Source organism: Providencia sp. PROV202 (genome assembly GCF_028479565.1).
In the GTDB taxonomy this organism is placed as follows: domain Bacteria; phylum Pseudomonadota; class Gammaproteobacteria; order Enterobacterales; family Enterobacteriaceae; genus Providencia; species Providencia zhijiangensis.
On the sequence record NZ_JAMPNV010000005.1, the window covers coordinates 20,343 to 46,727 of the forward strand.

Annotated in this window: 24 protein-coding genes and 1 tRNA gene; 11 read left to right on the forward strand and 14 right to left on the reverse strand. The window is 41.2% G+C overall.

Annotated features, from left to right (window positions below):
* Positions 1-202 precede the first annotated feature (202 nt).
* Complete coding sequence (locus PR799_RS03025; RefSeq protein ID WP_272521228.1) at positions 203-700, forward strand: hypothetical protein; 498 nt, start codon at positions 203-205, stop codon at positions 698-700.
* A gap of 156 nt (positions 701-856) precedes the next feature.
* On the opposite strand, the gene PR799_RS03030 is transcribed toward PR799_RS03025, so the two are convergent.
* The 3 genes from PR799_RS03030 to PR799_RS03040 all read right to left on the reverse strand — a co-directional run bounded on the left by PR799_RS03030 (position 857) and on the right by PR799_RS03040 (position 3,754).
* On the reverse strand, positions 857-2,272 hold the full coding sequence (locus PR799_RS03030) for an NAD(P)/FAD-dependent oxidoreductase (RefSeq protein ID WP_036951608.1): 1,416 nt from the start codon (positions 2,270-2,272) through the stop codon (positions 857-859).
* A 530-nt stretch (positions 2,273-2,802) separates the two neighbouring features.
* On the reverse strand, positions 2,803-3,267 hold the full coding sequence (locus PR799_RS03035; protein WP_272521229.1) for a GNAT family N-acetyltransferase: 465 nt from the start codon (positions 3,265-3,267) through the stop codon (positions 2,803-2,805).
* A gap of 399 nt (positions 3,268-3,666) precedes the next feature.
* Positions 3,667-3,754: transfer RNA gene (locus PR799_RS03040), tRNA-Ser, on the reverse strand.
* A gap of 194 nt (positions 3,755-3,948) precedes the next feature.
* Between PR799_RS03040 and PR799_RS03045 the strand changes: the two genes are divergently transcribed.
* Positions 3,949-4,278 carry a TusE/DsrC/DsvC family sulfur relay protein gene (locus PR799_RS03045; protein ID WP_036951672.1) on the forward strand — a complete coding sequence of 110 codons (330 nt, stop codon included), beginning with the start codon at positions 3,949-3,951 and terminating at the stop codon, positions 4,276-4,278.
* A gap of 7 nt (positions 4,279-4,285) precedes the next feature.
* On the opposite strand, the gene PR799_RS03050 is transcribed toward PR799_RS03045, so the two are convergent.
* Positions 4,286-4,564: an acylphosphatase gene (locus PR799_RS03050; protein ID WP_272521230.1), complete on the reverse strand. Its 279-nt coding sequence runs from the start codon at positions 4,562-4,564 to the stop codon at positions 4,286-4,288.
* A 217-nt stretch (positions 4,565-4,781) separates the two neighbouring features.
* Between PR799_RS03050 and hspQ the strand changes: the two genes are divergently transcribed.
* Positions 4,782-5,102 (forward strand): heat shock protein HspQ, encoded by a 321-nt coding sequence (gene hspQ, locus PR799_RS03055; RefSeq protein WP_006813539.1) that lies wholly within the window; start codon positions 4,782-4,784, stop codon positions 5,100-5,102.
* Between the two features lie 75 nt (positions 5,103-5,177).
* On the opposite strand, the gene PR799_RS03060 is transcribed toward hspQ, so the two are convergent.
* Complete coding sequence (locus tag PR799_RS03060; protein ID WP_154628385.1) at positions 5,178-5,591, reverse strand: CoA-binding protein; 414 nt, start codon at positions 5,589-5,591, stop codon at positions 5,178-5,180.
* Between the two features lie 130 nt (positions 5,592-5,721).
* On the opposite strand from PR799_RS03060, the gene PR799_RS03065 reads away from it, so the two are divergent.
* Positions 5,722-6,180 carry a methylglyoxal synthase gene (locus tag PR799_RS03065; RefSeq protein WP_132494534.1) on the forward strand — a complete coding sequence of 153 codons (459 nt, stop codon included), beginning with the start codon at positions 5,722-5,724 and terminating at the stop codon, positions 6,178-6,180.
* A 103-nt stretch (positions 6,181-6,283) separates the two neighbouring features.
* Here PR799_RS03065 and helD read toward each other — a convergent pair whose 3' ends face one another.
* A complete protein-coding gene (gene helD / locus PR799_RS03070) occupies positions 6,284-8,338 on the reverse strand; it encodes a DNA helicase IV (protein ID WP_272521231.1) in 2,055 nt (684 codons plus the stop codon).
* Between the two features lie 123 nt (positions 8,339-8,461).
* Between helD and yccS the strand changes: the two genes are divergently transcribed.
* Positions 8,462-10,612 (forward strand): YccS family putative transporter, encoded by a 2,151-nt coding sequence (gene yccS, locus PR799_RS03075; protein ID WP_272521232.1) that lies wholly within the window; start codon positions 8,462-8,464, stop codon positions 10,610-10,612.
* 66 nt (positions 10,613-10,678) lie between these two features.
* On the opposite strand, the gene PR799_RS03080 is transcribed toward yccS, so the two are convergent.
* Positions 10,679-11,281: a TfoX/Sxy family DNA transformation protein gene (locus tag PR799_RS03080; protein ID WP_181478311.1), complete on the reverse strand. Its 603-nt coding sequence runs from the start codon at positions 11,279-11,281 to the stop codon at positions 10,679-10,681.
* Positions 11,282-11,549: 268 nt separating this feature from the next.
* On the opposite strand from PR799_RS03080, the gene sulA reads away from it, so the two are divergent.
* Together sulA and ompA are read left to right on the forward strand one after the other, a co-directional pair.
* Positions 11,550-12,116: an SOS-induced cell division inhibitor SulA gene (sulA, locus tag PR799_RS03085; protein ID WP_272521233.1), complete on the forward strand. Its 567-nt coding sequence runs from the start codon at positions 11,550-11,552 to the stop codon at positions 12,114-12,116.
* Positions 12,117-12,471: 355 nt separating this feature from the next.
* Positions 12,472-13,533, forward strand: a complete 1,062-nt coding sequence (ompA, locus tag PR799_RS03090) for a porin OmpA (RefSeq protein ID WP_211885155.1) — start codon at positions 12,472-12,474, stop codon at positions 13,531-13,533.
* 118 nt (positions 13,534-13,651) lie between these two features.
* On the opposite strand, the gene matP is transcribed toward ompA, so the two are convergent.
* A complete protein-coding gene (gene matP / locus PR799_RS03095) occupies positions 13,652-14,113 on the reverse strand; it encodes a macrodomain Ter protein MatP (protein WP_154604226.1) in 462 nt (153 codons plus the stop codon).
* A gap of 172 nt (positions 14,114-14,285) precedes the next feature.
* Between matP and PR799_RS03100 the strand changes: the two genes are divergently transcribed.
* The 3 genes from PR799_RS03100 to fabA all read left to right on the forward strand — a co-directional run bounded on the left by PR799_RS03100 (position 14,286) and on the right by fabA (position 17,011).
* Positions 14,286-14,462: a GhoT/OrtT family toxin gene (locus PR799_RS03100; protein ID WP_071992149.1), complete on the forward strand. Its 177-nt coding sequence runs from the start codon at positions 14,286-14,288 to the stop codon at positions 14,460-14,462.
* 197 nt (positions 14,463-14,659) lie between these two features.
* A complete protein-coding gene (locus PR799_RS03105; protein WP_272521234.1) occupies positions 14,660-16,396 on the forward strand; it encodes a Lon protease family protein in 1,737 nt (578 codons plus the stop codon).
* A gap of 96 nt (positions 16,397-16,492) precedes the next feature.
* On the forward strand, positions 16,493-17,011 hold the full coding sequence (fabA, locus tag PR799_RS03110; RefSeq protein ID WP_036951692.1) for a bifunctional 3-hydroxydecanoyl-ACP dehydratase/trans-2-decenoyl-ACP isomerase: 519 nt from the start codon (positions 16,493-16,495) through the stop codon (positions 17,009-17,011).
* A gap of 123 nt (positions 17,012-17,134) precedes the next feature.
* Here fabA and rmf read toward each other — a convergent pair whose 3' ends face one another.
* From rmf to rlmKL, 6 genes are all read right to left on the reverse strand, one after another.
* Positions 17,135-17,305, reverse strand: a complete 171-nt coding sequence (gene rmf, locus PR799_RS03115) for a ribosome modulation factor (RefSeq protein ID WP_036951696.1) — start codon at positions 17,303-17,305, stop codon at positions 17,135-17,137.
* 311 nt (positions 17,306-17,616) lie between these two features.
* On the reverse strand, positions 17,617-18,171 hold the full coding sequence (gene pqiC, locus PR799_RS03120; protein ID WP_154628381.1) for a membrane integrity-associated transporter subunit PqiC: 555 nt from the start codon (positions 18,169-18,171) through the stop codon (positions 17,617-17,619).
* Complete coding sequence (gene pqiB / locus PR799_RS03125; protein ID WP_272521235.1) at positions 18,171-19,820, reverse strand: intermembrane transport protein PqiB; 1,650 nt, start codon at positions 19,818-19,820, stop codon at positions 18,171-18,173. The genes pqiC and pqiB overlap by 1 nt, the downstream gene beginning before the upstream one ends.
* Positions 19,817-21,091, reverse strand: a complete 1,275-nt coding sequence (gene pqiA, locus PR799_RS03130; protein ID WP_336298630.1) for a membrane integrity-associated transporter subunit PqiA — start codon at positions 21,089-21,091, stop codon at positions 19,817-19,819. The genes pqiB and pqiA overlap by 4 nt, the downstream gene beginning before the upstream one ends.
* A gap of 34 nt (positions 21,092-21,125) precedes the next feature.
* Positions 21,126-23,033: an ABC transporter ATP-binding protein gene (locus PR799_RS03135; RefSeq protein ID WP_272521236.1), complete on the reverse strand. Its 1,908-nt coding sequence runs from the start codon at positions 23,031-23,033 to the stop codon at positions 21,126-21,128.
* Between the two features lie 12 nt (positions 23,034-23,045).
* The gene (gene rlmKL, locus PR799_RS03140; protein WP_272521237.1) at positions 23,046-25,154 is read right to left on the reverse strand and encodes a bifunctional 23S rRNA (guanine(2069)-N(7))-methyltransferase RlmK/23S rRNA (guanine(2445)-N(2))-methyltransferase RlmL; all 2,109 of its coding nucleotides are present in this window, start codon (positions 25,152-25,154) and stop codon (positions 23,046-23,048) included.
* 98 nt (positions 25,155-25,252) lie between these two features.
* Between rlmKL and PR799_RS03145 the strand changes: the two genes are divergently transcribed.
* Complete coding sequence (locus PR799_RS03145; protein WP_272521238.1) at positions 25,253-26,374, forward strand: YcbX family protein; 1,122 nt, start codon at positions 25,253-25,255, stop codon at positions 26,372-26,374.
* Positions 26,375-26,385 lie beyond the last annotated feature (11 nt).

Sequence of the window (26,385 nt, forward strand, 5' to 3'; positions counted from 1 at the left end):
CTATCGTAAACAGTTAGAAAACTCTAAGTTGGCGTGTCTCAATTAATGGGGAGTGGACAACACCCAAAATACTTAATCATGCAAAATAATTAGATATCAATTACAAAGTCTAAATAAAATCTAAAGAATACCGTTAATCCTATATCCTCTATTGCACTTAAATTGTACGTTGCTTTATCAGTTCAAAAATGAAAGGTTTGTTATGTTTAAAAAATTACTTTTATCCCTTATTTTAAGCGGTACGGTTGTTTCTGGCGCTATGGCTAACTCAACCTGTTTGCCTATAACTAATCAAAGTTTAACGAAAAGTGGTTTGCCAACCCCTAAAAATAGTACCTCTTTTGCAAATTATACCGAGGTCACTAATAGCGTTTTCAGTGCCATAGCTAAAGATATGACCTCAGAAGAGAGAAATGACGTTGTGTGCACCAAAGATGCCTTTAGTTATTCTATTTATATGTCTAATGAGCAGAAAATTGCGAAGATTTGTGAAACAAAAAGCGGCTGTGACGATTTAAAAACCATTTTCCTTGTTATTGCGAATATTGATATTAATGAAGGAACTGAAGCCAAATTAAAAGCAGCAATGGCAAAAGCAGGGATTACAGAAGCCAACATTAGAGATGCCCCAGCAAAACTAGAGCAATTTATTGGTCAATATGAAACGCAGTTTACTCAGCATTTTGGCGATTTAGAGTAAGGTTGCTTTTCAGTCAAACCTAATATCGTCGAGAAATGATAAAAGAACGGTTGCACTGTTTTGATCTAATTTTAACTTTCTGTCGATACAAAAAAGCCCTCAAAATGAGGGCTTTAGTATTTTTATATCAACATTAATGTCAACAACAAACTGTACTTAGAAACGATATAGGCTAAATGCTTTCGGGTTAATGATTGGCTCTTTACCTAACAGAATATCTGCGGTCATTTCAGAGGAAACTGGGCTTTCAGTCATACCCCAACCAGTTGCTGTGTTGATAACCAGACCTGGATATTCCTTAACTTCAGAAATAATTGGGTTTTCATCTGGTGCGATAGCCATCGCCCCACTCCACTGGTCAATTAATTTAGAGTCTTTAAATGCAGGGAACTCAGTTTTCAGTTTTTCCAGAGATGAATTCAGTTCTGGTAAGTCTGGTAATGCCGTCATATCACGGTTTTTCTCGAATGGAGAAACTTCATCTAATTTCCAGCTGGTTTCTTGAGTAAACGAATTAATCAGCTGTTCGTTTAATGAAATATGAACAGGGAAGTCAGGCAATGCTAACAATGGCAGATATTTATAGCCATAAGTGAAGGATTCTTTAACAACAGGAGCCACGATCACGCGAGGAGAAGTTGCATAGGTTCCATCGGCTTGTTCACGGAAGTAGATATTGCCCGGCAGAGCAACGTTTCCGCCCGGTGCATTTGGTGCCGCGCTAATCAATTGTTGTGATTGATAAGCTGGTAATGTTGGAACATCTACACCCAGGTTTTGCATGAACAGACGAGACCAAACGCCGCCCGCAACAACAACTTGAGAAGTTTTGATTGCGCCTTTCTCTGTCACAACATCAGAGATCACACCCGCTTGAGTTTCTAAGCCACGTGCTGCACAGTTGGTATAGATCTTAATACCAATTTTCTTCGCATACTCTGCCATAACGAATGCGGTAACTTCTGCATCGAAACTACCGGAATCTTCTTCGAAACCTGCAATCTTCCAATCAGACTTCGCACCACGAAGACGCTGATTTAACTCGCTTCCTTCGATCATGCGTGTTTTGAATGGAATATCAGAGCCAACGTTTTTATGACGCTCATCCATCCACTGGCGAACATGAACCAGATCTTCTTCATCCAGAGGAACTTCTACACGGCCTTGAGTACGATAAGTAGTATCAACCCCCACTTTCGCATTCATATCACGCCAGCGGTGTTTGCCTAAATGGTGTAATAAGAAGGTTTCATCGGTCATTTTGTATGTAATTGCCTGACCATAGAATCGAGATGATTGCTCTCCCGCAATGTTCCCTTTTTCTACAATCACGACAGATAAGCCACGTTCAGCAAGGTTAATCGCCGTCATTACACCTAAGATACCAGCCCCAATAACAACAACATCAGATTGCTGTGGCAATGCGCCAGGCGTTCCTTCAACAAAACCAACACGTGGCTTACCCGGAACAAATCGCCCTTCACGAGTCAACATCGGAGTTAAAATACCGGCTCCCGCTGCGACAGCGACTACAGAACCACCAATAATAAATTTTCTTCTGGTTATTGCCATTTCGACACTATTCCTTATACACGATCAATATTACTTACCTAATAATTTCCATTTTATATTATTTGTTAATCATTCGTAAACTATTAGTAAATCATGTTTATTTTGTGTATATTGCCGTTTTTTTATCTAATTACTCAGTTCAAAAGAAATAAAAACTTCATTTGTTAATTTTTAGACACCTTATTATCTCATTGAAAACAATCGATTTAATTGCATTTTTTTGGCGGAACTAATAGCCCTTTGATTTTAAAGATAAATACATAAAAATCCATCATTTTTAGATTATTATTCATTAGCAACTAATGCTTATAGCTATGAAATAATCTCACTTAAAGGCTAACATTATGTGATTACATCTAAATCACTCACTATCTTAGTAAGAAATACAGGCTTTATGAGTAGCGTATGGGTAAGCTATATATTGATATTACAGAATAGATGTTGAATTTCGTGAATTATGACTACGGAACCAAAACGTTAGAGGTCGACTTTTCATACCAAGGTATCAATCAATACTTCGAGCCATTTAGCTATAATGTCAATCGAACCATCATTGCGTTATGAAGTAGCACTCCCTTCACAATAACTTCTCGACGTTCAATAATTTCAAATTGATGATTTTTAAAAAATTCTTCAGCTGACAGGCTCACATGTGACCATAGCTTATTGATGCTTTTGGTATTAGCCACTTCAAGAATTTTATTCATAAGTGCAGAGCCAATTCCATAGCGAGGTTTAGCAACAAAAAAATGGTCAATATACCCGTCATCCTGCAGATCTGCATATCCAACAATCTCTTCATCAATATAGGCAATAAACGGCTTTAATGAATCCATTTTATTTTGCCACTGCTCATGCTCATATGAATCTGGCGCCCAAGCTTCAAGCTGTTTTTCAGTATAATATGCAGCTGCAACCCGATGAACTGAGGTATAAAATATTTCATGCAGTTTTTCTGCATTCTGAGGTTGGTAGGGTTTTATTTTTATTTTCATATAAATCAGACTGTTAGTTTTTATCATAGCAATTAATTATCATATTGAGACCTCAATTAGAGATACCATTACACAGAGTATAATGAGATTTAACTATGTCTTAATTAGGTTTGCTTGTAACTAAAATCCAGCGGGTTGATTCGAATTTCCCTGATAATTTGGTGTTAGTTTACGTATAGAGGACTTAATTAATAGGGAATGGACAATGTCTTTTAGCTTGGCGCACTTAATTGCTTTATTGGTTAGTTCCATAAACCACCAGTATTGCATAGCGAAATCGTAGCGATTTAGAAAAGTATCAGTAAACGTCGGTAGAATGAAATTTTGCTAGAGTGCTTGATAAGTTCGGGGATTTATTTGGAATTGAAAGACTTCAGGAGACTTGATTGGAAGTGAAGATGGCGGAGGAGGAGAGATTCGAACTCTCGGATGGTTTCCCATCGGCGGTTTTCAAGACCGCTGCCTTCAGCCGCTCGGCCACCCCTCCGCAATGACGAGCACTATAATCATCTGCGCTTTCAATGTAAACCCCTAATTTGTTCGTTCGCTTTAAAAATAGACGCACATTGATTCAATGGATGAAATTATCAACATTTTTTCCTATTCCAACAGGGTTTACTTGGGTTATTGCTGGTTTTTTGCTAAATTTGCGGTCTACTTTTGTTTGGATAGAAATTAAGTATGTTGGTTTTTAATAATCAAGAAATTGAAACAGACTCGCAAGGCTACCTACTTGATAGCCAACAATGGAGCGAAGATCTTATTCCGCTACTCGCTGCGCAAGAAGAAATTGAACTCACTGATGAGCATCTCGAAATTATCCGTTTCGTTCGTGCATTCTATTTAGAATTTAATACATCGCCAGCGATCAGAATGTTAGTTAAAGCGGTTTCTCAGCAATTTGGGGAAGAAAAAGGCAACAGCCGTTATTTATATCGACTGTTTCCTCAAGGCCCTGCGAAGCAAGCAACAAAACTTGCAGGTCTTCCTAAACCCGTGAAATGCATTTAAGAACACATTAATAGCGGACGGAAAAATCCGCTATTGGTTCCGTATGCCAACTTTCACTAAAGTAGTGATCGATTTTAGCGCCCGGAGGTCCGCCCGCTTTCAGCCAGTCATCGACAAATTCAATATCCTGCTCGGAACCATAAATAGCCAGTTTCACACTGCCATCATCCCGGTTATAAACAAAACCTTTGATCCCATTTTGATTCGCCCAATGATAGGTTTGGTAACGAAACCCAACACCTTGAACTCCTCCATAAATATAGAAATAGCGACCTGTTGCTGTCATATAAGCCTCCGATGTCATTACTTAATCAATTAAAACCCTCTGGCGCAGTTGTTTTTTATTCATTCAGCAGATAATCTGATTATTGAGGCACTGCTTTTCGTTATTACTTAAAGACAGTGTATTGCGTTATGAGTAATTGTCCACACATTGGCTTGAAAACGCACAGCACTGCCCACATGTAGTTTACAGCACAAGCAAGGCTTTTAAGGAGGTCGCTATGATGATCACCAGTAAATATGGAATCGGGCAACAAGTCAGACACAAACTTCTCGGCTACCTTGGGGTAGTTGTTGATGTTGACCCTGAATACTCGCTCGACCAACCACATGATGATGACATTGCATCCAACAGTACATTACGCGATCTGCCTTGGTATCATGTCGTCATGGAAGATGATAATGGGGAAGCGGTTCATACTTATTTAGCAGAAGCACAGATTACTTATGAGATGACTGATGACCATCCGGAACAACCTTCTATGGATGAGTTAGCAGAGTCGATAAGATCCCAATTACAAGCTCCGCGTCTACGTAACTGATCATGAACGCAATCCAGTAAAGCAGCCCACCAGCTGCTTTATTTTTTTACATTACCGTCGATGAACACGCGATACTTATTTTTCCAAACCTAACGCTGGAATTTCTTGTTTAGGGCATTTATCCATCACGCACTGTAACCCCGCATTCACAGCAATTCTTTGCGCCTCTTCACTAATAACCCCTTTTTGCAGCCATAAGACTTTAGCTTTAATAGCGACGGCCTCATGAGCAACACCGACTGCAGCATCAGCATTTCTAAAAACATCAACCATATCAACAGGGTTAGGGATTTCACTCAGTTGGGCATAAACTCGCTGCCCTAATAATGATTGTCCCGCGAGCTTCGGGCTCACCGGAATAACCTGATACCCTTGGTGTAAGAGGTATTCCATGACTTCATAGCTTGGGCGGTCTGTACGGTCACTCGCACCAACTAATGCAATTGTCTTAACGCTCGTTAGAATTTCAGCAATTTCTTGATCTCTCATCAAAATATCTCCCAAAATCAGTAAACTATTCATATGCATTATGATATATGTTGTACATCTTTGTTCACTCAATTTTTAAGATGCGTGACCGCTATCTATTTGTGATGCCAATCTTGTTTAAGGGAACCTCATGGAATCTACCACCCGAAAAATCGCAGCTTCAAAAAATATTGCCTTAGTTGCCCATGACCACTGTAAATCATCCTTACTCGGTTGGGTAACCAAGAATAAAACGAAATTAAGCTCACACAAACTGTTTGCAACAGGTACCACTGGGAGCTTGGTTAATAAAGAAACTGGTTTACCTGTTACCGGTATGTTAAGCGGCCCAATGGGTGGTGACCAACAAATTGGCGCCATGATTGCAGAGCAGAAAATCGACCTACTCATTTTCTTTTGGGATCCGTTAAATGCCGTTCCTCACGATCCTGATGTCAAGGCGCTTCTGCGATTAGCCACTGTTTGGAATATCCCTGTGGCCACCAACCCTGCTACCGCTGATTTTCTGATTACCTCCCCTTTCTTTGATGGGGAAATTGATATTGTGATCCCTGATTATCAAAGCTATTTAAATAAACGCACTAATTAATAGTACGCCGGAAAATAGCCGTAAATGAATAAAAAACTGCGCCATCGGTATACTCAATGGCGCAGTTTTCATTTTTAATGAATTGAATTTTAATACGCGAGTTTTAAGGCTTTTTCTGCCTAGGTACACCCATTTGCCTTAGCTCTTCAACAAATTCAGACGGATTATCAGGGTTATACAATAACCATGCTTGCTGCTTCGCTCTCGTCAACGCCACATAAAATAGTCGTCGTTCTTCCGCATGTTCAAAATGTTCAGGTTGTGGCAATAAAGCGTCTTCAATAATCGACTCCCGAGCAGGCGCTGGGAATCCCTCTTTGCCACCATTTAAACCACAAATAATGACATGATCCGCCTGTTGGCCTTTCGATGCATGCATGGTCATAAATTGAATTTTCAATTTCGGCCAGCGTGTTTCCGCTTTCTTTAGAATTTCCGGCTTTAAATAGTGGTAACGAGCCAAAATTAAGATATTTTCATCATCTAAAACATAACCGCTCATTTTATCCAGCAAACGCTCTAGCGCATCTTCATACAATAAAACGACTGATTTTTTATTACCTTTTATCAGGCTGTTTAATGGCTTATCTAACTGACTTGGGTTCTGTAATATAAAGCGATTCGCGATATCACCAATGCGTTCATTAAACCGGTATGTTGTATCTAATGCGCATAAATCCCCTTCACCAAAATGCGTTTTAAATGACGTCGTCAAATCCAATTCAGCGCCACTAAAGCGATAAATTGCCTGCCAATCATCACCGACTGCAAATAAACAGGTTTGCTTATTTTGTTGGCGTAATGCATGTAATAATTTGGCTCTTAGTGGTGAAATATCTTGGAATTCATCAACTAAAATATGTTTCCACGGGCTAATAAAACGCCCTTTTTCAATAATGTTGACCGCTTGATGGATGAGGCCGGAGAAATCAATCGCACATTCATCTTTGAGAGCACTCTTCCAAGCTTTCAATAGCGGAGCCATTAAACGAATTCGTTTTTGGAATAGCGCACGAATTTCTTCCCGTGTATTGTCAATCATCTCTTTTTGGCTACCGCCATGAGAGCGGATCAAGCTCAACCAGCGCTCTAGTCGAACGACTACTTTGCGACTGATTTTTTCATCATTCCAAAATTCACCGTCAGGAATATTCCATTGCAATTCTTCTGACAGCCACTCTCGCCAACCTTTCGCTTGGGCTTTTTTACTGGAGCACTGCTCTCGCCATTCATTCAACAAGAGAGATTGGCGCTTTTCGGTATCCGACTCTAACGCACTAATTATTGGTGACTTATTGCTACCTTCGCGGATAATCTGCAATGCAAGTGCGTGAAATGTCTTCGCCTCAATCTCTTTTTGTTGTAAACGAGATTGAATCCGCTCATTCATCTCTTCCGCAGCTTTACGTCCAAATGCCAATAATAAGATTTGCTCAGGTTTAGCTAGCTCTCTTAATAGAAGCCAGCCTGCCCTTGCAACCAGCACCGATGTTTTTCCGCTACCCGCTCCTGCTAAAACTAAAACATTATCTTCGCCATTAATGACGGATAATGATTGAGAATAATTTAATGGAGAGGATTCAATATGTTGGAAAAAATCATCATAGCGCGTTAGAACTGACTGACACCAATTCTGGTTATTTTGTTTGCGACATTGTTCACTATTCGTTAGCCACTGCCTGCAAAATTGGTAATGTGCGGCACAGTTTTCAAATAAAGGCATTCGAACGAGGGGTAAAGGAAGTGATGAAAACTGCTGAGTGATCCTTTCTTTTATTGATTGCAAGCTACGTAAACTTAACCACGCATCTTGCTGAGTTTGTTGTAAAATCGACTGAGTTAAAGACGTCAATACTTGAGCACTGACTTCGCTCATTTCAACGCTCCATTGCTGCCATTTTTCATTCAAAAAATGGTAGAAACGCTGAGTTTGTTTCCACTCTGTACCGTGCAAACGAACGACTTGTTCATCTAAAATTTCAAATTCCAATTCCCCCCAGACGATCCCACGCTTACAGCGAATATCGACTAGCTCATTGAAGGGAATCAGGTATTGATGGTTTTCACCACTAACTTCGATGCCTGCATTAAGTAAGCGAACCCGATTATAGGGATGCTGAGCCAGGCGCTGTCCAATCTGTGTCGATTTCAGTTCCATACGTTCTGCACCTGTGTGAATCATTCGTGAAAATAATCAAAGCATAATTGCTAATAGTTTTTTATTCTACGTAAACACGTTATTCTATATAGATAAGGATTTGTCTTACCACTGAGGTACTTTGTGCTAACGCTGCTAACCAGTTATCGTCGTGTGCTTTATAACAGCCATGTTTTATATTATATCCGAATCTTAATTGCGCTGACAGGCACAACCTTGGTTCCATGGCTTTTAGGCTTAGAGCCTAAAGTTACGATCCCTTTAACTCTAGGCGTTGTCGCTGCCGCACTCACTGACTTAGATGATAGATTGACTGGCAGAATAAAAAATTTAATTATCACTTTATTCTGTTTTTTAATTGCCTCAGTCTCTATTGAATTACTTTTTCCTTACCCTGTTTTATTCTTTTTTGGGTTAGCATTCTCAACCTGTGGTTTTATCTTACTTGGCGCATTAGGGCAACGTTATGCCACTATCGCTTTCGGTGCTCTGCTAATTGCAATATACACCATGCTTGGCGTACCTATTTTTGATACGTGGTACATCCAACCTGCGCTCTTATTAACTGGTGCCATTTGGTACAACATTCTCACTCTCATCGGGCATATCCTTTTCCCTGTTCGCCCACTACAAGATGCCATTACGCAATGTTATCAGCAGCTTTCAGCTTATCTTGATGCAAAGGCAAACTTATTTGATCCTGACCTTGAAGATGACTATCAGCAATCAGTCTATGATTTAGCCTTAGTGAACAGTACGTTAGTCAGTACGATGAATCAGGCAAAAATTTCGCTACTCAGCCGATTGAAAGGCGACAGAGGCCAACGGGGCACGCGTAATACATTACAATATTACTTTGTCGCTCAAGACATTCATGAACGAGCTAGTTCATCACATATTCAGTATCAACAGCTTAGCCGTCGTTTGCGCCATTGTGATATTTTATTTCGCTTTCAACGCTTATTAACCATGCAAGCAAGAGCCTGCCAGCAGGTCGCTCAATCCGTGTTATGGCGCAAACAATATCAACATAATCCGCGCTTTGAACGCACATTTACGTATATTGAAAACTCCTTGCAGCTACTCCAGCAACAATCTCCTGAATTACATGAAATCAAAGCATTACGAAACTTGCTAAAAAATCTCAAAGGGATTGATGTGCAACTCAAAGGCTTGAGCCTCGGTCAAGCCTCTTGGCAGCAGAATAATAAGCAAATTGAACAGCTATCTGATGAATCCGTCTCTGGTATTCGCGATGTATTTGCTCGATTCAAACATCATTTAACCCCAAAATCCTCGCTGTTTCGCCATGCCGTGAGAATGTCAGCCTTACTTTGTACTGGGTATTTGATTATTCAACTGTTTGATTTGGAACGCGGTTATTGGATATTACTCACGAGCTTATTTGTTTGCCAACCCAACTATAATGCGACTAAGCGCCGCCTAGCATTGCGTATTACAGGCACTTTGTTAGGGATCGCCATCGGCTTACCTTTACTCAATATCGTGCCATCCATTGAGGGACAACTCACGCTGATCGTGATCACAGGGCTCCTGTTCTTCATGTTCCGTAGCAGTCAATATGCCCAAGCAACGCTGTTTATTACGTTGCTCGTGCTATTTTGCTTTAATTTACTCGGTGAAGGCTTCGAAGTTGCACTACCTCGAATTATCGACACTCTCATTGGCTGTTTTATTGCATTACTTGCCGTCAGTTTTATTTGGCCTGACTGGAAATTTCGACAATTACCGCAAGTGGTGCAGAAAACGATGGATAGCAACTGCCGTTATTTGGATGCTATTTTACAGCAATATTATCAAGGTAAAGATAATAGCTTGGAGTACCGTGTTGCGAGGCGTGACGCCCACAATAATGATGCAGAATTTGCTTCAATTGTTTCAAATATGGCATCGGATCCTAAGTCATACCAAATTACGCAAGAGCAAGCGTTCCGCTTACTGTGTTTAAACCATACATTACTGAGCTATATTTCAGCCCTCGGCGCCCATAGAGAGCAGATGCAAAACGAAGCTAATCTTGCCTTATTAAATGATGCAATCTGCTATATCGAATCGTCTATTCAAATCACATCTTTAGATCCCGCAATAATTGACGAAAAATCAGAGCGTCTAAGGGTGAGCCTACTGAATCGCATTGACCATGCCTCCAGTGATGACGATGAGAAAACCGTACTGATCATGGAACAGACTAAATTGCTGATTGAATTAATTCCTGAAATAAAATCAATGATTAAACAAATTAGCTTGTCATAAAATAAACTGATGAGCGGGCATTAAAACCTATAAATGGCCATGCCCGCTGATTTGAAAGAATAAAAATTAATTCATACTGTTAAACCAGTTAATGAGCTCCTGTCGAGTTCGAGAAGGTAATACTTCACTATGGCAACCCTCGATAGCCGCAGCCAATCCAATCAACTGTTTTACACTTGGTATCAGCTTCCCATGCTGTTTTAGTTTCAAGAAGCACGCTTTAGCGCCTATCATAATGAGATCTTCTGCATGGAAAATCCCAATCTTCCCAAGTGCCCTCTCCATTGCCATATTCATATTTGGCAAGTCCTTGATGCGTACCGCCGCCGACTCTCTTTGTTGAGTTTCTTCCATGGCTGAACGGTATGCTAATTCAATGATGTGACTCAATATTAATGGGTCACACCAAGCCTCTTCCGGAAGTTGGTAGTAGCGCATCTCTAGCGGGATGCCTCTTTTACTATAAACCAACCGCTCAAACCCGACTGATTCAAAGTAACTACGAGAAAACAAGCATCCACGAACATAAAATTGCCCATCCAGTACCAGTCCCACAAGTGCATTATCAATACACAAACAGTATCCACCAAAGTGGTTTTTCTTTTTCAGTGCACCAAACTGACCCAAAATTTGCTGTAAAAGGGAACTTCTTTCATTTTGTAATGACACTTTTCCATCTCCTTATGAATAAAAAAAATACAATCGTCCTTGAGGTTCAAGCAATAAAAAAACAACTGTTTTTACATATAATTATGCTTAATTGATTTTAAAGTTTCAGTTAAAAATGCCAAGTATAACTCGCATAAAAACCACAAAGTTGCGAAGCGCTTTGTAAAAATAGCCTTGATATTGTATAAATATACAGTTACTGTATGTTCATACAGCACTTATCTCCATGAAACATTGTTCTACATGTAAAATTGTAGCGAGGTGAATTATGAGTATTTCTACTTGGAATAGCGCAACAACACATTCTCTTAATCATTTTACTAATGATAGCTTCACGCATGAGCGTCTTACCCATAGCAATTTAAGCACTGCAACCTCAACAGTGAGTTTTGCAAATAGCTCAATGCAACATGGTATGGTGAGCGAGTTAGTTTATAACGAACAACACCCAATTATGGATTACATCTTGCTACCCATGTTGCGCCAGTTTGGTATTCAATCACGTTGGCTATTATGGCTGAGCCCAGATAAAAAACTGAGTAAACACTGGCTAGAACAAGCTGGTTTACCCGTCAATAAAATCATGCAACTTAACCAAGTTAATTCAATTACGACCATTGATGCCATGGAAAAAGCATTAAGAAGTGGTAATTACAGTGTCGTATTAGGATGGTTGCCAGAAATAAACGAGCAAGATTTTGTTCTTTTACAAAATGCAGCAGAAGCAGGTCATTCGATGGGATTCATTATGAGGCCAGAAAAAGCATATAATACAAGCTCAGCGGATATTAGACATCAAAACCTTTTAAAGATTCACGCCAATAACATTCACTAAACAACAATAAGATTTTTCTTACGAAATTTTACATTCATAAAGATAATTATAAATAAAAAATACTTAAACACTTTAAAATCAATGGGATACTTTTATTAACAACAAAATGAGTAATATATTTATCTCTCTGATTTCAACGGCAAAAAAAGACTTTTTTTAACCTTTATTGCTTACCATACTTGTATCTTTTGGAGTTCGTTGTAGACTTTAGCCTGTTAAGCTTATGACATTATTTTTTTACTTTTCGTAAATTTTTGTGGATAATGTCAGCTGAACCTAGCAATTAAATTGAACCAATGGCAAATAATAAGGCTCACGAAGCCAAGCCAATATTGGATGATAACGAGGCGTAAAAATGAAAAAGACAGCTATCGCGGTAGCAGTAGCAGTAGCAGCGTTTGCAACTGTTGCACAAGCAGCTCCAAAAGATAACACTTGGTACACTGGTGGTAAATTAGGTTGGTCTCACTACGAGCACGCTAAATTTACTGATGAAGATGGTGACACCGTTGGTACTGGCAAAAAAACTCGTGACCAATTAGGTGCGGGTCTGTACGCAGGTTACCAATACAACCAGTACATGGGCTTCGAAATGGGCTACGACTGGTTTGGTAAAATGAAGTACAAAGGTGAAAACCCAGGTAGCGTTTCTTCAATGGGTGTTTCTCTGACTACTAAACTGAGCTATCCAATCATGGAAGACTTAGACGTTTATACTCGTCTGGGTGGTATGGTTTACCGTACAGAAGCTAAAGTTAACGCTCTTGGTAAAGAAACTGACACTGGCGTTTCTCCAGTTTACGCACTGGGTCTTGAGTATGCTATCACTCCAGAATTAGCTACTCGTTTAGACTACCAGTGGGTTAGCCGCATGGGTGACAAAGACAACATCGGCGTTAGCCCAGACAACGGCATGCTGAGCGTTGGTCTTGCATACCGTTTCGGTCAAGAAGCAGCTCCAGTTGTTGCTCCAGCAGTAGTTGCTGAGCCAGCAGCTCCAGTTGTTGAAAACAAACGCTTCACTCTGCGTTCAGACGTTCTGTTTAACTTCAACAAAGCAACTCTGAAACCAGAAGGTCAGCAAGCACTGAACGAACTGTACAACGAACTGAGCAACATCGACCCAACTCAAGGTCGCGTGCTGGTAGTTGGTTTCACAGACCGTATCGGTTCACAAAACTACAACCTGCCACTGTCACAAAAACGTGCTCAGTCAGTAGTAGACTACTTAGTATCTAAAGGCGTTCCAGCAAGCGCAATCGCTGCTGAAGGTCGTGGTAAAGAAGATCCAGTAACTGGTAACAAATGTGACGCAGTTAAAGGCCGTGCAGCTCTGATCGAGTGTTTAGCGCCAGACCGTCGCGTTGAAATCGAAATCCAAGGTACAACTGAAGTTGTAACTCAACCAGGCGCTTAATTTATAGCCCTAGTTTGAATTTCGAACTGAACATAAAAAGCCCCAATTTATTGGGGCTTTTTTTTCATCCTCAGAAAGAAAGATCGTCACAATCTTCTATTTGGTCAACTAAAGATCGTTACTCTTTCTCCGACTTACCTAAGATCGCTTGAAGATCGTGCTTCAATAAGCTCATTTGGCTCTCATACTTATCTTTATGTTCCGCATCTTCAATTAGCTGAATAATTGTCTCTGATAAAGTTTTATTCCGTTTTACTGCCAAATTAGATAGTCGCTGCCAAACCGAATAATTTAAATCGATCGACTTTTTTCGAGTATGTGGATGCTCAGCATTAAAGTGTCGTTTGCGACGCGCACGAATACTCTGTTTCATACGGTTATCCAATTGAGGGGACATATGATCTGCAATCCACTTCAATACATCCACTGGCGTATTTTCCAGCTTTAACAGCTGCTCAATTGCCTCTTGCTCCGCACTTCTTTCTATATATCGGGTAATAGGCTCCCCGCTTCTCGCTTTATTGACTAGATATTCCCATTTCCAGCCACATTCAAGATTTTCAAGTTGCTGATATTTCATATTTTTTCCCGAAGAAAATCGTACCTATCATTATATTAGCAATAATATAGGAAAAATGCTCAAGGTGGATTTCATTTAATCGATTATCTATTGATTAACACAAAGAAAATAACAGTAAATAAAAAAATAGTGTACAATTCGCATCCACACGTTAACAAACCACTAAAATCGCATGTCCACTTTTGAACACATACTTCTTATCTATGGGATTGGAGGAGTATGTTCAGCGTTATTCGCCCTGCTAGTAACCAAAGATCCTAGTTTTTGCATGAGACTATTGAGTGCGCTTCTGATTGGCTTTACATGGCCACTGAGTTTACCCGTTGCCCTCATGTTTTCTTTATTCTAACTCGATATTTCGACAAATATTGCTGCAAGATTAGCGCTCAGAGGCTAATATAACACTCTTAAGCCGAAGATATTTTAAGGTAATAAATTAGCCTGAAATTGTATATAAAACAGATAGTACAGAAATAAACTCAGGCACATGCGCCCTGCTGATTAGCAGGCATTTATTGATAACCATACTAATAGCAGATAATTATAGTGATCAGTCAAGAATTAACATGGCAAGGCCTAACTCCTAACTTATCGTCTTTTCAGACAAAATTTGTCTCTTCAGCGACGTTGACTCCATCAACACTGGCTGATATTCAACCAAGATTATTCGATGGGATGCAGCATTTCATTCGTGAATATGCTCAAACGCGCTTTATGTTCATCAAGTCTGACGAAAGTGAAGAGTATCTCAAACTATTTACTGACACTATCACCCCGCTATTGGATAAAACCCAATCTATCAATGGTGATTATCAATTATCTGAAGATAAGCAACGATATCAGTGGCAAAACGATGTTACCGGTCGTTTTTCCTCACATGAAAAAATTGCTTACCGCCACTGGATTGAACCAGAACAGCTGTTTGGCTATATCACGCCAAATCAAAATTTAGTCCCAGGTTTACTACACCAAATTAACGGTGGAGTCCTCATTATTTCTGCAACTGCGTTGGTCACTCAGCCATTAATGTGGACACGTCTAAAAAATATGGTGACTCGCCGTCAATTAGAGTGGCTGCCACATAGTGAAAATCAAACACTACCAATTGAAATTGAGCCTCAGCCGCTTGAACTTAAAGTGATTGTTGTCGGTGATAGACTCATATTAGAAGAATTTGAATTTGCAGCTCCTGAGCTGTTTGATTGTTCAATATATGCAGAATATGAGCCTCTCATGTTTTTCGAAGACGAAGAACAATTAAGCTTATGGATGAATTTCATTAAATTCATAGTGAACAGTAATCAGCTACCTGAAATTGCAGCTGACGGCTGGCCTGAATTTATTTTGCAAGCGACACGTTGCTGCGAAGATAAATACAATTTACCTCTTGATATTAATTGGTTAACTCGTAAATTAACCAATGCAACTCAATACGCTAACGAAGGTCATTTAACGGCGGAATCATTCTCTCAAGCCGAAGAAAATCGTTTATGGCGCCATTCCTTCCTTGTTGAGCGTAATCAAGACGACATTCTGCAAGAGCAAGTTTTGATTAAAACTGAAGGGGAAGTTGTCGGGCAAATTAACGGGTTATCCGTCTTACAGTATCCTGGTTACCCTGACGCAATTGGTGAACCATCACGGATCACCTGCGTAGCACATCTGGGCGATGGTGAGTTTACTGACGTCGAGCGCAAGGCAGAATTAGGTGGCAATATTCATGCAAAAGGCATGATGATTATGCAAGCATACCTTAACTATGAATTAAAATTAGAGCAGCCGCAGCCCTTCTCTGCCTCTATTGTATTTGAACAGTCTTATGGTGAAGTTGATGGTGATAGCGCATCATTAGCTGAACTGTGTGCCTTAATTAGCGCATTATCATTGCAGCCTATCGACCAACAAATTGCCGTCACTGGCGCTGTTGACCAATTTGGCTATGTTCAACCTATTGGCGGCGTTAACGAAAAAATTGAAGGATTTTTTGATATCTGCGATAAGCGTGAGCTAACAGGTAATCAAGGTGTCATCATCCCAATGTCTAATGTGCGCCATCTATGTTTGAAACAAGAAGTTATCGAGGCAGTCAAGGAAGAGAAATTCCATATTTGGCCTGTCGAGCACGTTGCTCAAGCGATTTCTATCTTAACGAAACAACCTTACTTTGAACAACAAGTAGAAGGTGATAACGTACACTTGTTAGCTTTAATTCAAGAACGCATAAACCAAGCAAATTCACCGGATAAGTCTAGATTACCTTGGTTTTTAAAGTGGATGGGCTAAGTAAAGATTGAGTAAATATTAGCTGATCGGAGTTGTTCAGCGTACAAGTGTAAGCTATTCTGTTGACCTACACATAATAAAGGCTATCTGAAGATCATGGTTGATAAACGCGAATCCTATACGAAAGAAGATTTAGAGGCTTCTGGAAGAGGCGAATTATTTGGGGAAAATGGTCCTCCATTGCCATCAGGTAATATGTTGATGATGGATCGCATCATCAAAATGACCGAAGATGGCGGTACATTTGATAAAGGCTATGTTGAAGCTGAACTGGATATCAATCCAGATTTATGGTTCTTTGGTTGCCACTTCACGAATGACCCTGTTATGCCTGGTTGCTTAGGCCTTGATGCTATGTGGCAACTGGTTGGTTTTTACCTCGGTTGGTTAGGCGGCGAAGGTAAAGGTCGTGCGTTAGGTGTTGGTGAAGTGAAATTCACTGGACAAGTATTACCGACTGCAAAAAAAGTCACTTACCGTATTAATTTTAAGCGCGTGATTAACCGTAAGTTAATTATGGGATTAGCGGATGGTGAAGTACTGGTAGACGGCAAACTGATTTATGCTGCAACAGACCTGAAAGTCGGCTTATTTAAGGATACAAGCGCGTTCTAATCGCGGCTTGCCTTAAATGCAAACCTCCGCAAATGCGGAGGTTTCTAATTTTTTGGGGATTATATTAAATTATGCGTTAAATAATTTCCGCAAGTTAATCTAATTATCCTCGTGAATGACCAATTAAACGGCTACTGCCGCTCTGTCCTCCATCGCTTTTCGCCAACCACCTAGCCAATGCGAACGGGCATCTACAGCCTGATAAGGACATAACTCTTTGGAACGTCCAGTTAAACCTGCTTGATAACCTCTGGATAACGCTCTTTCTAAACGGTCTCGCTTCTGTCTTTTCATGCCTTACTTCCCTCATCATTTAAATGGAAAAGAAAACAGCATCTATTTTTGTTAATAGATACACTATACAAATAGCGCCCGTCCATAAGAAATGCAAGTAAAGAATTTCATATTATTGTCATAATTATGATAAATGTGACCTACCTTTCGAGATAATCACAACCTACTGATATTCAAATGATTAAAAATAAATTCATTATTTATCAATTAATTAAGTTTTTTTAATATCCTCTTTTTGAATTGTAAAATAACAAAAAAATGCACTACGTTTTACGGTAGTGCATTCATTTCACAACAAAATCACTATCAGATTATGGTTTGCTTATCTCTTGGGCAATATCTGCAGCGACTTTTTGCCAACCACTCGCTAATGTTCTGACTAATTCAGGATAACCATCTTCATGCTGTTCTAATTGGATATCAAAGTTGCGGCGTACAACTTTGTCGCCACGCATCAATGTCCAAAATCCCTGCACTAAAACTTTCCCATCATAACGACCATTAAATGCCGTTAGAGTGATATCTAACGTTTCAGGTGAGTTCTGCAAAGGTTGTAAAGAGATAAATCTATCTGGTAACGCAGAAGATAGTTCACGCACCATTGATTGCCCCAATTGCTGCTCTAACGGACTAGCCCATAAATGCGCACTTGCGTTCGAATAAGCCACATCGGACGTTTGGTAAGTGATCCCATTTGATGTCAGCACATCTGCCAGCGTAATACGCTGCAGCCAGATTTGGCCTTTATCCATCACAGCCGCAGATTGAACTTCAGGAGCCTTCATAGGTAACTGATAGTACATCTTATCAGGGCTGCTACTACAAGCTGCCAGTAGAAAAACACCTATCGCTAATAGATATCTCATTATTTTTTCACTCCTTTAGGCACAACGTCCTTGCTTGGCTCAGCTTCAAATACGAGTGCATTGCTCTTATTATTCAGCGTACGCAGTAGTGGTTGTACTTCACGCAGTACCTGATCTAACCTCTGCATATCATCAACCATCTTGTTATACGCTGGTGAGCCCGGTTGGAAGCCTTGCATGGTTTTGTTCATCTCTTTCAGTGATTTTTGCATATCAGTCGGCAAGTTTTGGAACTCTTTGCTCGACAACAACTTATTCAACTGCGTGAACATCACATTCGCTTCTTGAACCAGTTTTTGACCTTCAGCCAATGTTTGAGTTGTTTGCTTTAACATAGGCTCAATTGGCATATTGTTGATTTTATCCAGCACGGCGATCACTTTCTGTTGGATCTGCGCTAAACCACCACTGTGTGTTGGAATAATTTTATAGCCTGCAATCACATAAGGGCCTTTATACTCTGGTACATCTGGAATAAAGTCGAGGTCGATATACAGTGCACCCGTTAATAAATTACCGGATTTTAACGAGGCTCTTAGCCCATTTTTCATCGCCAAATTCAGTTCATTTTTCAAGTTAAAGTCTTTACCGACATCCTTAGAAAAACGCTCTGGTTCGATATGAATAAGAACAGGAATGCGGAAGTTATTATCCAGTGATTGATCCAGGCCCGCTGTATAAAATGGCACTTGTGCCACTGTACCTAAGCGAATGCCGCGGAATTCTACTGGCGCCCCCGGCTGTAAACCGCGCACAGAGTCAGAGAAGAACAACACAAAATCTTGATATGTGGTGTATAACGAATCCTGAATGCTTGATTGAGTATCAAACAGTTCAAACTGTGCATTCTCTTTAACTGTTTCTCCAGGTACCCATCCTTCAGGTACATCAAAACTCACGCCACCAGTTAATAATGTCGCCACCGATCCCATTGAAACGTGTACCCCTTGGGAAGACATATCAAAAGCAATACCGCTGTCTTTCCAGAAACGCACGTTGCTACTAATTAATTTGTCATAAGGGGCATTGATAAACAGCTGATAACGCATATCGCGTTTATCCATATCAAAATTACTGGTTTCAACGGAGCCAACACGATAACCACGGAATAATACAGGGTCGCCAGCATTTAACTGCCCTGCTTTGTCGCTGGTTAAAATAATCCGTTTACCTTTAGCATCAGGGGACGCCAAAGGTGGCGTATCTAATAACGTAAACTCAAAATGTTCTTTTGCCGCTAACCCCGGCTGCAGTTCAATATAAGCCCCGGATAACAGAGTACCTAGCCCTGTTACTCCATCACGACCTATCGTGGGTTTCACTATCCAAAAGGCAGAATCCGAGCGTAGCAAATCTTCCATTTCAGGATTCAAGCGCGCTTTAATAATCACGCGGCTAAAATTAGAATCCAGGGTGACGCTTTCAACCACCCCAATATCCACGCTACGACTTTTAATTTTGGTTTTACCTGCTTCAACCCCTTCCGCACTGTAAGTGATTAGCGTCACTTCTGGACCTTGATGGCTGAAATGGTAAAACATGATCCAAGCACCGATGAGTAGAGTCACAATTGGGATCACCCAAACCGGTGACCAGCTCTTTAACTTACTCACTTTAGCATTGGCCTGTGGTGTTTCTTGATCTGTCACCCTGCGGCTCCTTCTTGTTCAACAGTCTTAACTGCATCTCTCTTTTCACAACGATCCCATGTTAAGCGAGGATCAAATGTCATTGCGGCAAACATCGTTAAAATCACCACGACGCCAAAGAAAATAACCCCCTGTGCGGGCACGATGTTCATTAACTGCCCCATTTGAACCAATGCAGTCAAAATGGTAATCACAAACACGTCGATCATTGACCAGCGACCAACATACTCTACCAGCTCATAAATAAAGTGCATTCGATGAGGGTCACGGTTACCAAATCCTTGAGAATCGAGGCATAACCACGCTATACCAATCATTTTCAAGGAAGGCACCATAATACTGGCAATAAAAATAATCATGGCGACGGGGAATGAACCATCTTCCCAAAGAAGGATCACACCATCCATGATAGTAGAAGGCAGCCCACTGCCTAAGGCGTTTGTCGTCATCACCGGCAGAACGTTTGCAGGAATATAAAGCAAAATAGAGGTTAACAATAATGCTAAAGTCCACTGCAAACTTTGCTTTTTACGTACGCTACCATGGGCATGGCAACGCGGGCATTCATGTTGATCTGCTGGCAAAATCGCCGTACAAACTAAACATAAACGCACATCTTGGCTAATCCCTGTTTGCCCAACAACCAGCGGTTTATTGAGTTTGGGTGCCTCTTCAATTCGATTCCATAACCAATGTCGATCTAGGCACTGAAACGCTCGCACTTGCATCATACAAAATGCGCAATAAGGGAGAAAACTCATCCCAATGCCAATATCACCATAAGCAATTAACTTAACAAAACTAACTAATACCCCCGCCAAAAAAATCTCCGCCATACACCACGATTTCATCTGAAAGAGAATTCGGGTTATAAGCACTTTTATTGATTTGGGAAGGTGAACCCGCAGTCCTAACAAGATGATAGTCACCATGCAAAACGCGGGGATAATCAAAGAAAAGAGGAGAAAAAACAGCGCTAAGCCGCTGTAACGCGTCCCCATAATAATCTCGATGATTTGAAACATGGAGATTTCATTTTCAATGCCTGCTGCACTCATTTTTACAAATGGGAAAAGACAGGCAATTACCAGCATAATCAATGCACTAAATGCATATGCTGCGGGTTGCCTGTAAGGATAACGCCATTTGGATATGAGTGTTGTTTCACAACGCGGACATGTGGCTTTACTACCTTGTTCCAATTCAGGAACAGCAACCATCATGTCGCACTGTGGACAGAGCACATGTTCATGGGGCTCATGAGAACACAAGGTGTTTTCTCTCCTTTTGATTCAAGCCGTCATATCAACCGTTTTTCAACAGCTCTAGCTCCTGCCAACGATCAAACGCCTGTTCTAACTCTTGTTCTTTAACGGCAAGTGCAGTTAACGCTTGCTCAGTCACATCATGTGGCTGATTAAAGAAATCTGCATCGCCAATTTGTGCTTGAAGAGTTTCAATTTCCCCTTCAAGTTGCTCTAATTTCGCCGGTAATTGCTCTAATTCACGCAATAAATTATAGCTAAGTTTATTTGCACGCTTAGGGGCTTCTTTTAGCTTAGCCTCTTTTTCTGGCGCAGCTACTTTACTGGTTTGCTCCGATTTCAGACGTACCGTTTGTGCTCTTTGCTGCTGAGCATCTTTATAGCCACCTACAAAACGGTTAATTTCGCCGTTACCTTCGAAAATCCAGCATTCTGTTACGCTGTTATCCACAAATTCCCTATCATGGCTAACGAGTAAAACGGTACCTTGATACCCATCCACCAGCTCTTCCAGTAACTCCAATGTTTCAACATCGAGGTCGTTGGTTGGTTCATCGAGGATCAGCAAGTTACTTGGCTTTAAGAATAAACGCGCTAATAATAAGCGGTTACGCTCACCACCGGATAACGCTCTTACAGGCGTCATAGCGCGTTTTGGCGGGAACATAAAGTCTTGCAGGTAACCCAGTACATGACGAGGTTTACCATTAACCATGACCTCTTGCTTACCTTCCGCAAGGTTATCCATCACGGTTTTGTCTGGGTCAAGTGCAGCGCGGTGCTGGTCAAAATACGCAACTTCAAGTTTAGTCCCACAGTGCACGCGTCCACTATCTGCTTGCAAATCACCGAGCATTAAACGTAACAGTGTGGTTTTACCACAACCGTTAGGTCCCACCAATGCAATTTTATCGCCACGCATCACTTGCGCAGAGAAATCCTTCACTAAAACTTTATTATCAACTTGATAATTAACGTTTTCTAACTCAAATACAATTTTACCGGAACGCGCGGCTTCGCCCACTTGCATACGAGCAGTACCCATCACTTCACGACGCTCTGAACGTTCTACGCGCAATGCTTTCAGCGCGCGAACACGCCCTTCGTTACGAGTACGGCGCGCCTTGATCCCTTGGCGGATCCAAGCTTCTTCCTGCGCTAATTTGCGATCGAATTCCGCGTTTTGCATCTCTTCAACACGTAGCGCTTCTTCTTTATTGATCAGATAATCATCATAATTACCTGGCCAAGAAGCGAGCTGACCACGGTCTAAATCGATAATACGGGTTGCCATATTACGAATGAAAGAACGGTCATGGGAAATAAAGACGATGCTACCTTGGAAATCTTTCAAAAAGGTTTCTAACCATAAAATGGTTTCAATATCTAAGTGGTTCGTCGGCTCATCTAAGAACAGTACGCGAGGATTGCTGACCAAAGCACGTCCTAATGCCGCTTTACGTAACCAACCACCGGATAATGAAGATAACTCTGCATCTGCCGGTAACCCCAACTTTTTGAGCACATCATTAATACGCGAGTCTAATAACCAGAGATTTAAGTTATCCAGAACCTCTTGTAAATCCGCCAGTTTGTTTAAATTTTTCTCACTTGGGTCAGACTCCACCAGCTTGGCAACATGGTGATAATCTTTCAAATATTGAGCTTGTTCAGCAACACCTTCTGCCACAAAGTCAAAAATAGTGCCTTCCACATTACGCGGCGGATCTTGCTGTAAGCGAGCAACGATCAAATCTTGTTCATAAGTTAATGAACCATCATCCAGTGGCTGCTCTTTCGTCAAGACACGCATCAAGGTCGATTTCCCTGCCCCGTTGCGACCCACTAAACAAACGCGTTCATTATCTTCAATATGAATTTCAGTATTGTCTAACAGAGGCGCATCACTAAACGCGAGGTATGCACCCGATAAATTAATCAAAGCCATTAATTCTGTTCCTTACTCTGCGTGGCTAATTAACCAGCAGTTGTGAATTTGACGGTTACGTGCGAAGTCTTCTGACAGTGTCTTAGCGGTGATTTCTTGTGCTTTTAAACCAAGTTCAGTCAGTGCTTCGAGATCCATTTTGAATCCGCGCTTGTTGTTGGAGAACATCACGGTTCCACCGCGACGCAGCATGCGTTTCAAATGGGTGATTAATTGCACATGGTCACGTTGAACGTCAAAGGTTCCATCCATACGTTTCGAGTTTGAGAACGTCGGCGGATCGATGAAAATCAAGTCAAATTGCTCATCGGTATTGGCTAACCAATTCAAACAATCCGCTTGCATTAGACGGTGCTGGCGACCTGTAAGCTGGTTGGCTTGCAAGTTTTTCTCTGCCCACTCTAAATAGGTACGAGACATATCTACAGAGGTTGTGCTCTTAGCGCCACCTAATCCCGCGTGAACGGTGGCAGTACCGGTGTAGCAAAAGAGGTTTAAGAAGTCCTTACCACGGCTCATTTCACCTAACATACGGCGAGCAATACGGTGGTCGAGGAATAACCCAGTATCCAGATAGTCAGTTAAGTTAACTAACAATTTAGCGTTATATTCATTCACTAAGAAGAAATCATCTTTCTGCGCTAATTTTTCGTACTGTTGTTTACCCTTTTGACGCTGACGGGTTTTCAGTACTAATTGATTTGAGGTCAGTTCAAGGACGTTCATCGTCGCGGTGATCACATCAAATAAGCGTTGACGCGCTTTACGCTCATCAACGGTTTTTGGCGGTGCATATTCTTGAATAACCACTTTGTCGCCATAGATATCGACAGCCACGTTGTATTCAGGTAAATCCGCATCATACAGACGGTAGCAATCAACACCTTGCTGCTTCGCCCATTTCGCCAGTTTCTTCTGATTTTTACGTAAACGGTTAGCAAAATCTGGGGAAATTTCCGCAATAGTTTCTGATGGCGTTTCCGCTAACTGATAGTTTTTCTGTACGCAATCTAATGGACCATTTTTCGCTTTAAATTCACGTTCAGAACGTAATTGTAAACAACTTAATAATTCAGGAGATGCGCTGAAAATCGATAAACGCCAGCCGGGAAAACGTGCTTTAACAATACGACCAAATTGGCTATGCAATGCGATTAATGCCGGTTCACTTTCTAGACGCTCACCGTATGGCGGGTTACTGATAATAGTTCCCTTGATATCGGTTTTGACTGGGTTTTCCAGCGCCGCAGCATCACCGTGATTGAAGGTGATTAAATCTTGCAATCCTGCACGACGAGCATTGGCACGCGCCATATCCAGCACACGCTTATCAATATCAAAACCATAGAAACGGGAAGTAGTATCTTTCAAGCCTTGACGGAAACGTACCTGAGCTTCCGTGACAACTTCACGCCATAATTCAGGGTTATGTTTCAACCATGCATTGAATCCCCAATGCTGGCGATATAATCCCGGCGCTCTATCCGCTGCAATCATTGCCGCTTCAATTAATAGTGTCCCAGAACCACACATTGGGTCGACCAGTGGGGTATTTTTCTGCCAACCTGAACGGCTAATAATTGCTGCCGCTAACGTCTCTTTTAATGGCGCTTGCCCCGCAAGGTCACGATAACCACGAATGTGCAGTGAATCACCACTCAAGTCCAGTGCCACGCTTGCGCGTTCTTTATTTAGGTAAACGTTAATGCGAATATCGGCTTCTTGGCGAGCAACATTCGGGCGTTGGTCTAACTTACGCACAAAGCTGTCCACGATGGCATCTTTCACTTTTAATGCACCGTATTGGCTATTACGGATCTCTTCGTTGGTTCCCGTGAAATGCACTACAAATGTATCATTCACATCGAAGATTTCAGACCAATCAATCGCTTGAACACCCAGATATAAATCAAGATCACTATAGACATCAAAATCATTCAGCGGTAATAAAATACGAGATGCCAGTCGACTCCATAGCAGACTTTGATACATCACACGGTCATCAGCCTGAAAATAGACGCCCCCTTGTGCCACTTTGCACTGGCTAGCGCCTAGCGCTTCCAATTCAGTTTTCAGTAGTTCTTCCAGGCCTCGAGCTGTGCTGGCAAACAGAAAATTCATAGTATTTATTACCGATTTCGATGAAAAATTGTTGCGCATTATAGCTAATCTCATGCACTTGTCATAAAGTTGCTGCACAACAATTATAGGATTAAAAAATGATTACGCTTTCGCGCCTGTATACACACCCAGTCAAGTCAATGAGGGGCATTCGTCTATCTCATGGTTACGCTGATATCAGCGGATTGACGTTTGATCGTAACTTTATGGTCACCACATTAGAAGGTAAGTTTATCACTGCGCGTAAATATCCGCAGATGTTATTATTTACCCCGGCTATGCTCAATAATGGGCTTTATCTAAAAGCACCTAATGGTGAAAGCGCCACCGTATTGTATCAGGACTTTAATGAGAAACAGAGTCCTACAGAAGTTTGGGGCAATCATTTTCATGCACTTATTGCACCCGATGAGATAAATAGTTGGTTAAGCAGCTTTTTTGACGAGCCTGTCCAATTGAGATGGTTAAGTCCTGAATTATCTCGCCGAGTCAAAAAGCACCAAGATGTTCCCTTATCTTTCGCCGATGGCTACCCATTTTTACTTATCAATGAAGCCTCCGTGCAAGAGCTGCAACGCCGCTGCCCAGCCAGCGTAAAACTCGAACAATTTCGCGGTAATTTAATCATTACCGGCGCTAAGCCGTTCGAAGAAGATAGCTGGAAACGCATTCAAATTGGTGATGTGGTTTTCACTTTAGATAAACCTTGTAGCCGCTGTATTTTGACCACCGTCAGTCCAGAAAAAGGGATCAAACACCCACACGCAGAACCGCTCGCTACGCTGCAAACTTTCCGTATGGATGACACTGGTGATGTGGACTTTGGGCAAAATGCATTAATTGAAAATACGGGGATCATCCGCGTAGGAGATACTCTCACCGTATTAGAAACTAAGCAGCCAAAACAGTATCCATTACGCGATAGAGAAGCCCCTGTTACCCAGACCACAAAACCGACTCCAGCTGCCGTGAATTTGGTTTTTGAAGAGATAGAATATATCGGAAATACAGAGCATGTGATCCTTGAACAGCTTGAATCTCACGGGCTTTCAATCCCTTATTCATGCCGTGCGGGAATTTGTGGACGTTGCCGAATTTCACTACTTGAAGGGGAAGTCACCCCACTAAAACAAAGTGCTATCAAAGATAATGGGGATATTTTGGCTTGTAGCTGTATTCCTAAAACTGCGCTCAAACTTGCATTTAATCAAGCCGATTAAATAGAAATAAA

Excerpts from the sequence above, each read along its gene's own strand:
- matP (WP_154604226.1), bottom strand. The coding sequence starts at position 14,113 with ATGAAATATCAGCAACTTGAAAATCTTGAATGTGGCTGGAAATGGGAA.
- PR799_RS03060 (WP_154628385.1), bottom strand. The coding sequence starts at position 5,591 with ATGAGAGATCAAGAAATTGCTGAAATTCTAACGAGCGTTAAGACAATT.
- PR799_RS03045 (WP_036951672.1), top strand. The coding sequence starts at position 3,949 with ATGTTGGTTTTTAATAATCAAGAAATTGAAACAGACTCGCAAGGCTAC.
- hspQ (WP_006813539.1), top strand. The coding sequence starts at position 4,782 with ATGATGATCACCAGTAAATATGGAATCGGGCAACAAGTCAGACACAAA.
- sulA (WP_272521233.1), top strand. The coding sequence starts at position 11,550 with ATGAGTATTTCTACTTGGAATAGCGCAACAACACATTCTCTTAATCAT.
- PR799_RS03050 (WP_272521230.1), bottom strand. The coding sequence starts at position 4,564 with ATGACAGCAACAGGTCGCTATTTCTATATTTATGGAGGAGTTCAAGGT.
- fabA (WP_036951692.1), top strand. The coding sequence starts at position 16,493 with ATGGTTGATAAACGCGAATCCTATACGAAAGAAGATTTAGAGGCTTCT.
- ompA (WP_211885155.1), top strand. The coding sequence starts at position 12,472 with ATGAAAAAGACAGCTATCGCGGTAGCAGTAGCAGTAGCAGCGTTTGCA.
- pqiC (WP_154628381.1), bottom strand. The coding sequence starts at position 18,171 with ATGAGATATCTATTAGCGATAGGTGTTTTTCTACTGGCAGCTTGTAGT.
- PR799_RS03135 (WP_272521236.1), bottom strand. The coding sequence starts at position 23,033 with ATGGCTTTGATTAATTTATCGGGTGCATACCTCGCGTTTAGTGATGCG.
- rmf (WP_036951696.1), bottom strand. The coding sequence starts at position 17,305 with ATGAAAAGACAGAAGCGAGACCGTTTAGAAAGAGCGTTATCCAGAGGT.
- PR799_RS03030 (WP_036951608.1), bottom strand. The coding sequence starts at position 2,272 with ATGGCAATAACCAGAAGAAAATTTATTATTGGTGGTTCTGTAGTCGCT.
- PR799_RS03025 (WP_272521228.1), top strand. The coding sequence starts at position 203 with ATGTTTAAAAAATTACTTTTATCCCTTATTTTAAGCGGTACGGTTGTT.
- helD (WP_272521231.1), bottom strand. The coding sequence starts at position 8,338 with ATGGAACTGAAATCGACACAGATTGGACAGCGCCTGGCTCAGCATCCC.
- PR799_RS03035 (WP_272521229.1), bottom strand. The coding sequence starts at position 3,267 with ATGAAAATAAAAATAAAACCCTACCAACCTCAGAATGCAGAAAAACTG.
- PR799_RS03065 (WP_132494534.1), top strand. The coding sequence starts at position 5,722 with ATGGAATCTACCACCCGAAAAATCGCAGCTTCAAAAAATATTGCCTTA.
- PR799_RS03145 (WP_272521238.1), top strand. The coding sequence starts at position 25,253 with ATGATTACGCTTTCGCGCCTGTATACACACCCAGTCAAGTCAATGAGG.
- PR799_RS03100 (WP_071992149.1), top strand. The coding sequence starts at position 14,286 with ATGTCCACTTTTGAACACATACTTCTTATCTATGGGATTGGAGGAGTA.
- rlmKL (WP_272521237.1), bottom strand. The coding sequence starts at position 25,154 with ATGAATTTTCTGTTTGCCAGCACAGCTCGAGGCCTGGAAGAACTACTG.